The 11,741-nt window shown below is 39.3% G+C and carries 9 protein-coding genes; 4 read left to right on the top strand and 5 right to left on the bottom strand.

Features of this window, described 5'->3' with window-relative positions:
• The 4 genes from HMPREF9009_RS22240 to HMPREF9009_RS22225 form a co-directional block, all read right to left on the bottom strand.
• Positions 1–1,119: a hypothetical protein gene (locus HMPREF9009_RS22240; protein WP_004315851.1), complete on the bottom strand. Its 1,119-nt coding sequence runs from the start codon at positions 1,117–1,119 to the stop codon at positions 1–3.
• Positions 1,120–1,121: 2 nt separating this feature from the next.
• A complete protein-coding gene (locus HMPREF9009_RS22235; RefSeq protein WP_008645402.1) occupies positions 1,122–1,679 on the bottom strand; it encodes a PD-(D/E)XK nuclease family protein in 558 nt (185 codons plus the stop codon).
• Between the two features lie 393 nt (positions 1,680–2,072).
• Positions 2,073–2,975, bottom strand: coding sequence for a helix-turn-helix transcriptional regulator (locus HMPREF9009_RS22230; RefSeq protein ID WP_004315852.1), 903 nt, complete (start codon positions 2,973–2,975; stop codon positions 2,073–2,075).
• 79 nt (positions 2,976–3,054) lie between these two features.
• Positions 3,055–4,107 (bottom strand): DUF3810 domain-containing protein, encoded by a 1,053-nt coding sequence (locus HMPREF9009_RS22225; RefSeq protein WP_049703291.1) that lies wholly within the window; start codon positions 4,105–4,107, stop codon positions 3,055–3,057.
• Between the two features lie 140 nt (positions 4,108–4,247).
• Between HMPREF9009_RS22225 and HMPREF9009_RS22220 the strand changes: the two genes are divergently transcribed.
• From HMPREF9009_RS22220 to HMPREF9009_RS22210, 3 genes are all read left to right on the top strand, one after another.
• Positions 4,248–4,886, top strand: a complete 639-nt coding sequence (locus HMPREF9009_RS22220; protein ID WP_049703290.1) for a hypothetical protein — start codon at positions 4,248–4,250, stop codon at positions 4,884–4,886.
• A 64-nt stretch (positions 4,887–4,950) separates the two neighbouring features.
• Complete coding sequence (locus HMPREF9009_RS22215) at positions 4,951–7,587, top strand: valine--tRNA ligase (RefSeq protein ID WP_049703289.1); 2,637 nt, start codon at positions 4,951–4,953, stop codon at positions 7,585–7,587.
• 116 nt (positions 7,588–7,703) lie between these two features.
• On the top strand, positions 7,704–9,599 hold the full coding sequence (locus tag HMPREF9009_RS22210) for a sensor histidine kinase (protein WP_049703288.1): 1,896 nt from the start codon (positions 7,704–7,706) through the stop codon (positions 9,597–9,599).
• A 313-nt stretch (positions 9,600–9,912) separates the two neighbouring features.
• Here HMPREF9009_RS22210 and HMPREF9009_RS22205 read toward each other — a convergent pair whose 3' ends face one another.
• Complete coding sequence (locus HMPREF9009_RS22205; protein ID WP_049703287.1) at positions 9,913–10,488, bottom strand: RNA polymerase sigma-70 factor; 576 nt, start codon at positions 10,486–10,488, stop codon at positions 9,913–9,915.
• A gap of 134 nt (positions 10,489–10,622) precedes the next feature.
• On the opposite strand from HMPREF9009_RS22205, the gene HMPREF9009_RS22200 reads away from it, so the two are divergent.
• Complete coding sequence (locus HMPREF9009_RS22200) at positions 10,623–11,645, top strand: FecR family protein (protein ID WP_049703286.1); 1,023 nt, start codon at positions 10,623–10,625, stop codon at positions 11,643–11,645.
• The last annotated feature ends 96 nt before the right edge of the window (positions 11,646–11,741 follow it).

Below are 11,741 nucleotides of genomic sequence, written 5' to 3'. Positions count from 1 at the left end.
TTATTTCTTTTGAAGTGAAGAAATTGTATATAAAACATTTTTTTTCTCATTGACAAAGAATGAAACTTTCACGCTAAACGTTTTTTTTCCTTCATTATTACGGAATTGATAGGTGAAGTTGGTTCCATCTATTCTTTGAATGGTATATTCCCCAATTAATGATTTGTTATCAGTACGTAATTGTTCCAGATATCTTTTCCCTGCATTTATTTCCGGACTGTTGCTATCCGCCATTTCTTGATATACCGTTCCGGTGAATTTGGCACCCAATTTTGTTTTAATTCTATTGTAGGTGTTCAAATCAATTTCTCCTTTGCGTAGCCTTTCTTGTGCTATACGGAGTTTGCTTGCATTGGCTATCATTTCTTTATATACAGGACTGTCAGTCGGCTCCAGCTGTTTTTTAAGTCCTAATTTCTGTTTTATGTATTCTTGGGTTTTAGGTGATTCTTTTTGTATCTCATATTTGTTATTCAGAAAATCTTGTTGGCATAAAAAAGTCATCACGTCTATGCGAAAACAACGTTCTTTTTCGCTATTGTTTTTATTGTTTTTAGCCGGATGGCATACTCCTACTAATTTTCCATTCAGATAGGCATTTTGGTCTATTACTTGATATTGGGGAAATAGTGAATTTACTTGGTAATGCTCTTCTTTAGGATATGAACGGTCTATTGTTTCCCATTTTCCTTTCTTATCATGTAACCATTCCCATGTTTGGGCGGCCCGAATTAAATATAAAGAATCAGCTATTCTTTCTTGTACTATTCTTTCGGCATCATTGACCTTTTGGATGGAGTCTACTCTTTTTTGTTCTAACTCTTTCTTGCTAATAGCATTTTCTATTTCTACTTTGATTTTTTCGAATTCTTTTGATTTAGCTTTTAAACTTTCCATTGATTCACCTAAGTAAATAGTTGGAAATTTATATTTGAAATCTTCTAATTTATATATTTTGCAGATTCTTAGAAGTGAATCTCTCGTATTTTGTAATTTTTGAGAGAATACTTCTGTCTTGCTTTTCTTTGCCTTAACGAATTTTGATAAGTCTACTATTTGTGCACTTGTCTTACATATTCCTGTACAGAGGAATAGGCATATTAATAGAAATTTTCCCATAGTTACCAATATCTTAACCAAAACTCGTTAAACAAATCGCTTTCCGAATCTTGCTGTTCATAATCATTTAAATCTCCCAAGCAGAATGGAATATATCCGTTCTCTTTACATTCGTTTGCCAGCATAGCCGGCATTTCATCCAAGGCGGTGATTAGTATATAATGCCTTTTAGTATTAGGCATATACTCTTCACATACTTGGTCGAAAATGGCCTTGTATCTTGCTAATTGATTATGGTGAGTTGGTGTATACGCTTTGTTCTCAATCAAAACAGCATGAAATTCTTCTTTTCCATTGCATGTAATCCGTATGTTTGCCCATAGGTCAATATATTTCCATTGTTTCCAAGTTTCAACAGAAGTGACTTGCACGTCGTCTGTCATTTCGATGCCAATCAGTTTGCCGAGAATCTTTCTACAATATTGATAAAGGATAGGTTTCTCTTCACTGTATTGCTGTATAGATCTACGTAATGTCCATGAAAGAATAAAGTCTATCATGGTTTCTTTTTGAGAATCTCCTTCGGAAGAATCTTTCATTAGTAATGATACTTTTTCCATGTTTTATATAATTTAAAATGAATGTATGGGTACAAAAAAAAGAGCGTAAAACTAACTTTTAGCTTATTTGATTAGGTAGGTTCTGGTAAACCTTATGATCCAAATAAGTAAAAGCAGTCCACGCCCTATTCGGGTGTGAACGTCACTTCAACTTATTATTTCGGATCATTGAATAAATTTACCAGATTTACCTAATCGAAATAATACGTCTTAACGTTCAATCAATATGTCTGAAAATTTTAGTTCTCTGTTTCTTACTACTTCTTTTTAATGATTATACATCACAAAACTAAGAAACATTTTTTAGAATTAAAAGAATTTTATCAGAAAAGATGACCGGACTGCTTTATTATTTACTAATGAATACTCACTTCATTACATTTATGATAATATTCATTGATATAGTTGATTCATTTTTTGAATCATTGTTCCGATTTGAATTCTGAACCATTGAGGTTCTAGAACTTCTACAAGATTTCCATGCGATAGTATAGCTTGACAGAAATCATAGGTAGGACGTAATGAATAATCGAAAATGGAATAGTTACTATGTGTTTCACTTTCTTTTTGAGAATGGTGTAACGGGAGGGAACGGAAATACTTACATTGGTTTCCGTAGACTTTTATTCTGATTTTTTCTACATCATATTCTTCATCGACAATAACTCCGAAACTGTTGTCGAAGTAGACTTTAGGATTGAACGTTTGAGGACACTCAAATGATAAATCTGTTTGTTCCATTTCGAGTATTCGCTCGAGGGAGTAGATCAACACTTTGTTGTAATACGGACTTCGTGCTGCGATATACCAACGCTGTTTGAAGGCTTTTATACAATAAGGTTCAATTTGAAATGTATATGATTTGTCCTGCCAATAACTTTGATATGTTATTTCCAACGTTATACAATTATGAATAGCTTCAATGGCTGGTATCAGATATTGTTCTCCTGAGGGATAGTCTTCTAGTAGAATTTTATCCTTTAATTTGTGGCTTTTATTGAGGGTTGTATTGACTGCAAATGTATTCAAGAGCCATTTTCTGAGTCCTTCCTTTTTAAGTTCTTCAGTGTTTTCTATGTAATAATTACATCCGTTATGTCTATCGCATTCTATGTTAATGTCGAATAGTTCCTCAATAGCTTTCCGGTGATTATGAAAAGTCCGATTGGGGATTTCCTCTCCATTACTCATTTCACACTGCAGCCATTTACGATTAATTTCATCCAGTGTTATTGTTCCAGCCCGATAGATTGTGTCTACTAACCAGAGATATCTATTAAAGAGATCTTTTGCCATAAAGAAATCAGTTTATCCGTTTTATATTAGTGCTGCAAATATCGTGAAACTATGTGCCAAAACAAGGCACAATCTATATTTATTTCTTTTTCCACTCCTGATAGGAAATCAGCAGCCCCACTACTTCCGAATAGTTTTGTCGTCCGCTTTCTATCTTATTCCCTTTCAGATAAAGGTCATATATCCAATCCTGCACAGCACCGACCACAGGGCTATACTTGGCAGCCCAATACGCCTGGTTATTCTTAGCCAATTCGATAATTTCCGGTCGGATGCGTTTAAACAGTCGGGTGTATTCTTCTTCCGGGAGTAATCTTTGCGCATTTCCCAATACATGTCCCAATATAGAAAAATATCCGGAAAAACGGATTCCCATCGCTTCTGAACGGGTGCAAACCTGATAAGCATAGAAATTAGCTTCCGCTTCGCTGGTGATACCTAATAAATGGGCTAGTTCGTGAGCATAAGTGGCCGGATAATTAACGGGAAGCAAATCTCCGTTGAGTGTAAACTCGCAGAAGAAAGGCCCCATGCTACCCGTTACCCCTACCATCGAAATGAAGGGAGTGAATAACATTGTTTTTACCCTCGGATGCTCGTGTGGAGGACGATTTACGCCCAGGCTATCACTTAACTGATGATAGATTCGCACAGTTTCCTCTCGTATCAAATCTTGATTGATACTATTGACAGGAGTATACGAACGGTTCAGTTGAGTAATATAATCATCTACGAATTCTTGGAAAATCTCGGGAGTATAGGCGGTATACGGGATTTCTGTTCGTTGATAGAAATTTTTCTGCGAGTAGTTCAGTCCCCATGCCAGATAGAACCATACATAAATCCATAATAAGTATTCCCCGTCGCGCAATAAGATTTTCTTCCAAGGCAACTTCTTGCGGAGACGGGCATAAAAGGGATAAACAATCACGCCTGTGATGCTAAGGAAAATAAATAAATCCCCTATGGCAAAAGGAAATAAACCGGAAAAAAACGACAGGACGTAGGAGATAAGGGGATAGATTGTTTGAGAATAGATCGTTGCCAGAGCAGGAATCCATTGCGTTAGCCACACCAGGATTAATAATGCTCCTAAGGCTACATATCTTACATTTGGCTTATTTTTCATCATTTGTATAAAATCAGTCAACAAAAATATGCATTTAATAAACGTCGCGCGAAAAAATACCTCTATATTTGCAAAAAATCTGTTAACAGTGACTTTGTGCACCTGCGTAATCAGAGAAAGTTATTCAACATAAACCGGATAAGATGGCTACATCAGAAGAAATAGAAAAGTATTGCAGGAATTGCGTGTCACGTGATTTTGTGAACGGAAAAGGACTCGTTTGTAAACGTACCGGAGAACTTCCCGTTTTTGAAGAAGAATGTGACAGTTTTGAGCAAGATAAGGAACTGGAAAGATTAGCGCCTCCCAAGCCGGAAGACTTTCCGGTATCCATGACAGAAGAGGAAATGCTTGCCGAAGAGAACCTGCCCAAAGGAGTATTGTGTGCAGTTGTTGCATGCATCGTTGGTGCGGTGGCATGGGGGCTGATCTCCGTTTCTACAGGTCGTCAGATTGGGTTTATGCCCATTGCTATCGGATTCATGGTAGGTTTTGCGATGCGGCAGGGCAAGGGAATACGTCCCATTTTTGGAATTATCGGTGCGGCATTATCTCTGGTTAGTTGCATCTTAGGTGATTTCTTGTCTATTATCGGATATATCTCCCAAGATTATGAAATGGGTTATTTTCAAGTCCTGGCAGGTGTAGACTATGGAGAGATATTCTCTATTCTGTTGAAAAATGTAATGTCGATGACTGCCCTGTTCTACGGATTCGCTCTTTATGAGGGATATAAATTCTCTTTCCGTGCACAGAAACACCCCGAGGGTGGTAAGATTTGAATTTAAATTATTAATTTTGCACCCGTTATTTTTAGAATATACATTATCATATACATAAAACAATATGGAATTAGCAAGTAAGTACAATCCCGCTGACGTGGAGGGAAAGTGGTACCAGTATTGGCTGGACCACAAATTATTCAGTTCAAAACCCGATGGCCGTGAACCTTACACCATCGTCATCCCGCCCCCGAACGTCACCGGTGTGTTACACATGGGACACATGCTTAATAATACCATCCAGGATATTTTAGTTCGTCGTGCCCGTATGGAAGGCAAGAATGCTTGCTGGGTGCCGGGAACTGACCACGCTTCTATTGCTACCGAAGCTAAAGTTGTAAACAAACTCGCTTCTCAAGGTATCAAGAAAACCGATCTATCTCGTGACGAATTCTTGAAACATGCCTGGGAATGGACAGACGAGCACGGTGGTATTATCCTGAAACAACTCCGTAAACTCGGCGCATCCTGCGACTGGGATCGTACTGCTTTCACTATGGATGAGAAACGTAGTGAAAGTGTAATCAAGGTATTTGTCGATCTGTTCGATAAAGGATTGATCTACCGGGGCGTCCGCATGGTAAACTGGGACCCGAAAGCCTTGACTGCCCTTTCTGACGAAGAAGTAATCTATAAGGAAGAACACGGAAAACTGTATTACCTTCGCTATAAAGTAGAAGGTGATCCGGAAGGTCGCTACGCGGTTGTTGCAACAACCCGTCCTGAAACAATTATGGGTGATACGGCTATGTGTATCAATCCGAACGACCCGAAGAACGAATGGCTGAAAGGAAAGAAAGTAATCGTTCCGCTGGTAAACCGTGTCATTCCTGTGATTGAGGATGATTATGTAGACATCGAATTCGGTACGGGTTGTCTGAAAGTAACCCCGGCCCACGATGTAAACGACTATATGCTGGGTGAAAAATACAATTTGCCTAGTATCGATATTTTCAATGACAACGGTACATTGAGCGAAGCTGCCGGTATGTATATCGGCATGGACCGTTTCGATGTTCGTAAACAAATAGAGAAAGACCTCGAAGCTGCCGGATTGCTCGAAAAAATAGAAGCCTATACAAATAAGGTAGGATATTCGGAACGTACCAACGTTGTGATCGAACCGAAATTGTCTATGCAATGGTTCCTCAAGATGCAGCATTTTGCAGATATGGCATTGCCTCCGGTAATGAACGACGATCTGAAATTCTACCCTGCCAAATACAAGAATACCTACCGTCACTGGATGGAAAACATCAAAGACTGGTGTATCAGCCGTCAGTTGTGGTGGGGACATCGTATTCCTGCATACTTCCTGCCGGAAGGTGGTTATGTAGTAGCCGCTACTCCCGAGGAAGCTCTGGCAAAAGCAAAAGAAAAGACGGGTAATGCCACCCTGACAATGGAAGACCTTCGTCAGGATGAAGATTGCCTGGACACTTGGTTCTCTTCCTGGTTGTGGCCTATCTCTTTGTTCGACGGAATCAACAACCCGGGCAACGAAGAAATCAAATACTACTATCCGACAAGCGACCTTGTGACAGGACCGGACATTATCTTCTTCTGGGTAGCCCGTATGATTATGGCAGGCTACGAATACGAGGGACAGATGCCGTTTAAGAACGTATACTTCACAGGAATCGTTCGTGATAAACAGGGACGTAAGATGTCTAAATCGCTCGGTAACTCTCCCGATCCATTGGAACTGATCGAAAAGTATGGTGCCGACGGTGTGCGTATGGGTATGATGCTTTCAGCTCCCGCCGGAAACGACATTCTTTTCGACGACGCCCTTTGCGAACAGGGACGTAACTTCTGCAACAAGATATGGAATGCTTTCCGTCTGATTAAAGGATGGACTAATGGCAAAGGTTCCATTCCAGTTCCACCCGATGCTCATCTGGCTGTTCAATGGTTCGACCAGAGACTGGATGCAGCTGCGGTTGAAGTTGCCGATTTGTTCTCTAAATATCGTTTGAGCGAAGCATTGATGTTGGTTTACAAACTGTTCTGGGATGAGTTCTCTTCCTGGTTGCTGGAAATTGTGAAACCTGCTTATGGACAGCCCATTAATGGCTTTATTTATAGTATGGTGCTTAGTTCTTTCGAACGTCTGCTTGAGTTGCTTCATCCTTTCATGCCGTTTATCACAGAAGAACTGTGGCAACAACTGCGTGAGCGCGAACCGGGTGCAAGTTTGATGGTTACTCTCATGAAGGAGCCTCTTGAGGTAAACGAGCAATTCCTGCAAGAATTTGAATTGGCTAAGGAAATTATCAGCAATGTTCGCAGTATTCGTTTGCAGAAGAATATTGCTTTGAAGGAACAACTCGAATTGCAGGTTGTGGGTAGTCATCCGGTAGAAAAAATGAATCCGGTGATTATCAAGATGTGTAACCTTTCTGCTATTAATGTAGTATTCAAAAAAGCAGAAGGTGCTGCTTCTTTCATGGTTGGAACGACAGAATTTGCCGTACCATTGATTGACATGATTGATATAGATGCGGAAATCACTCGTCTGTTGGCCGAACTTAAACATAAGGAAAGCTTCCTGCAAGGCATCGTGAAGAAATTGAGCAACGAGAAATTCGTGAACAATGCTCCGGCAGCCGTCATAGAACTTGAACGCAAGAAACAGGCGGATGCGGAAAGTATCATTCGTTCTTTGAAAGAAAGCCTTACTATCTTGTTGAAGAAATAACTCTTTGATACCTGGTTTTATATAATATAAGGCATCTCAATTAATTTTGAGATGCCTTTTTTTTGCGAAATGGAAATAAATACTACCTTTGCCGTAGCTATTATAGAACATCACAAATGAAACAAGTACTCCGAACCATCTCATTCTTAGGCTTATTCCTTTTTATAGAAGGATTCTTATTATCTGTGTCAGCCCGAACTGAAACAACAAATAAAGAAGTACTGGTTTTGAATTCCATTAATTTTAATCTGCCTTGGGCTAAAAATTTCTATTGGTGTATACACGATGCTCTTCAGAAGCAGGGTATATCTGCCAAAGCGGAATCCCTTTCCGTACCAGCTTTGTCTAATAAGATGGAAGCAGATGCCGTAGTCACCCATTTACGGGAGAAATACTCGGTAGCTCCCGCTGCCATTGTCTTGATTGGAGATCCGGGATGGATTGTCTGCCGTGAACTGTTTGATGACGTATGGAAAGACGTTCCGGTAATAGTGACAAATGCCCGCGACCGCCTGCCTGCTTCTCTCGACGTTTTGCTGTCTCATGCTCCACTAACAGAAACCAATAGTGTCCCCGGTGAAGAATGGAGAAGAGGCTATAATCTGACACTTTTAAAGCAGCATTATTATGTGAAGGAAACAGTGGAACTGATTTATAAACTAATACCGGATATGCAACGTCTGGCATTTATTTCAGACGACAGATATATTAGTGAAGAAACCCGTAGAGATGTAAAGGAAGCCGTCGAAGAGCATTTTCCGGATTTACGTTTGGATCTGCTTTCTACCACTCAATTATCGACAGAAATGTTGCTGGATACCCTGCATAGTTATAAACCTAATACAGGGATTATTTACTATTCCTGGTTTGAGTCCCATAATGAAAATGATAACAACTACCTTTTCGACCACATACAGGAAATTATAACCAATTTTACTCCCTCACCTCTGTTTTTGCTATCTCCCGAAAATTTGTCGAACAATACTTTCGCAGGAGGGTATTATGTATCGACAGAGTCTTTTTGCGATTCTTTGCTGGAAATCCTGAATCGTATATTGAATGGGGAACAAGCCCGCAATATTCCGGGTGGAGTGGGAGGGGAAGGAAATTCCTATCTTTGTTATCCTGTATTAAAGTCTTATAATATTCCGTCAAGTCGTTATCCCGACGATGCTGTATATATTGATAAACCTCAAACTTTTTTTCAGCAACACTATGTTAAGATTATTGCTAGTTCTGTTTTTCTATTACTTTTGATAGCTGCTATTGTCTATTATATTCGTATTCTTCGGAAAGCGTATAGCCGTTTGAGTGAAGCGGTGGAGAAAGCGGAGCAGGCTAATCAATTGAAATCTGCCTTTTTGGCGAACATGAGCCATGAAATACGTACTCCTTTGAACGCAATCGTGGGCTTTTCAAATATGCTTCCCCATACAGAAGATCCTGTCGAAATGCGCGAGTACGCAGATATCATCGAAACAAATACCGACTTGTTGCTCCAATTAATTAATGATATTCTGGATTTGTCGAAGATTGAAGCCGGAACATTTGATTTCTATCCTTCCTCGATCGATGTTAATCAGACAATGGAGGAAATCGAACAAAGTATGCGGTTACGTTTGAAAAACAGTGATGTTACCCTTGCATTTACCGAACGCTTGCCGGATTGTCTTTTTTATATTGATAAGAATCGACTGATACAATTGCTTGCCAACTTTGTCAATAACGCTATCAAATTTACTCAAACAGGCACTATCTGTATGGGGTATCGTATGACAGACACCGATACTATTTATTTTTATGTATCAGATACCGGCTGTGGTATGTCAAACGAACAGTGTGAACATGTTTTCGAACGATTCGTAAAATATAACCCATTCATTCAAGGTACTGGCTTAGGACTTTCCATTTGTCGTACGATTGTTGAGCGTCTCGGGGGAAAAATAGGAGTAGATTCAGAAGAAGGGAAAGGATCTACTTTCTGGTTTACACTTCCTTATAGAAAGAGATGAAGTTAGTTAATAGATAAGTTACTGTCTCCTTATTGCAAACTTCCTTTTCCTTACTGCCAAAGTTGTTTTTGTCTAAGAGAAATCTATAAACGGAAGCTTTGTTTTTATAAATGAAACTTGCATTTATAAAAATGAAGGTTGCATTTATATAATTGGAACTTTCGTTTATAGTTTGTTTCAGGTCAAAGGGAACTTTTGCCTTAGAGGAACGGAAGTTTATCTTTAATACAACGCAAGTTATCTATTAATACTTTAGCTGACAGGTAATAGCCAAATGAAATAATATTGGTGGTTACTTATATGTTTCGTCTCTCTAGGGAAATAAGAGAGGTAGTAGTAACGGAAGATAATCCTTCAAATCCACGCGCAGTTGCTTTAACGCTTGTTGAATACGGTAATCTATTGTTTTGGGCGATACCCCCAGTGTTTCTGCAATCTCCTTGTAACTCATATCCCGGAATCGGTGCATCACAAAAGCTTCCCGATAACTTTCGGGCAGTGCCGCGATAGCATCTTCAATCCGTTTTACAAGTTCTTCAATCTGGTAATAGTCCGTATCTTGCAGCATTTCCTGCATTTCTTCATAAAAGCGGGTATCCGCCCGTTGGGTGGCATCGATATGTGCAAGCTTGTTCAAAGCCCTGCGATACACCATCTTAAAAAGATAAGAATTAAGAGAGGACTCGATAACCAGTGTTTCCCGATTTTCCCAAATCCATAAAAGAGAATCCTCTACAATCTCTTCTGCATCTTCCAACTCGACAAACCGGTGACCATATGCGCACAGCATCGGATAATATCTCCGAAACAGTGTATCGAATGCTTTTTGATCTCCGCGTTGAACGGCTGATAATAGAAAATCATTGTCTGATTGATAAGTTCCTTTCATGTATTAGCTCCATAATTTAACTGCAAATATAGCTTTTTTAGATAGAAACAAAGATTTTTCTAAAAAAAATGGTTTTTAGTTTAGGAGTCTTCCTATTCTCCCTTGTCTTATAGTAAAAGGCAATAAAAAAAGATATGGATAAAACAGATAGAAATACGATAGAAGAACTGCTTCCACGTTATTGTGAAGGGGTGGCAACGGAAGAAGAACGTCTGCAAGTTGAGATGTGGATGAGCGAATCGGACGAAAATCGACGGATGGCAAAACAGATACATGCTCTTTATCTTGCCACGGATACAGTTAATGTTATGAAGAAAGTCGATACGGAGAAAGCATTGTTGAAGGTGAAAAGTAGAATGTCGGGTAACAGACACAAGGGAACGATGTGGTGGCAATGGGCGCAACGTGCGGCAGCAGTGCTGTTCATTCCACTTCTCGTTACTCTGATGGTACAACATTGGGGAGGAAGCGAACAGGAATTGGCACAAATGATGGAAGTGAAAACAAATCCCGGAATGATGACTTCTCTGACATTGCCCGATGGCACGTTGGTTTTCCTGAATTCCGAATCTACTTTGAGTTATCCCTCACGCTTCGATAGCGACACGAGAAATGTAAGTTTGCAGGGAGAAGCCTATTTTGAAGTGGCTAAGAATCCGGAAAAGAAATTTGTCGTTTCTACCTCTCACCAATCGCAGATAGAAGTGCTCGGAACTCATTTCAATGTAGAAGCTTATGAAAAGGAAGACAGAGTGTCGGCGACATTAGTTGAAGGAAAGATCGGCTTTATTTTCAAGCGTGACAATGTTTCGAAAAAAGTGCTGATGAAGCCAGGACAAAAATTGGTCTATGATTTTAAAGATAGTAAAGTACAACTTTACACTACTTCCGGTGAGTCAGAGATTGCTTGGAAAGAGGGGAAAATCATTTTCAAGGACACTCCTTTGGAAGAAAGTTTGCGAATGTTGGAGAAACGATATAACGTAGAATTTATAATAAAGAATGAACGTTTGAAAAAATATTCGTTTACCGGAACATTCACACATCAGCGTTTAGAAAGAATATTGGAATATTTTAAAATCTCATCCCGAATTCGTTGGCGATACATAGATTCTGCTGATATAAAAGATGAGAAAAGTAGAATAGAGATTTATTGATTTACGAACCTTAAAAAATAAATAATATGAAGAACAGAGCTCCTTAAAAGAAAAACATACGGGAAGATATTGGCGTATCTCCCGTATGAAAATAAG

The sequence above is a fragment of the Bacteroides sp. 3_1_13 genome (assembly GCF_001185845.1).
GTDB classification, from domain to species: Bacteria; Bacteroidota; Bacteroidia; order Bacteroidales; family Bacteroidaceae; genus Bacteroides; species Bacteroides xylanisolvens.
Note: the sequence above shows the minus strand (reverse complement) of the source record. Positions and strands in the feature narration are given on the sequence as shown.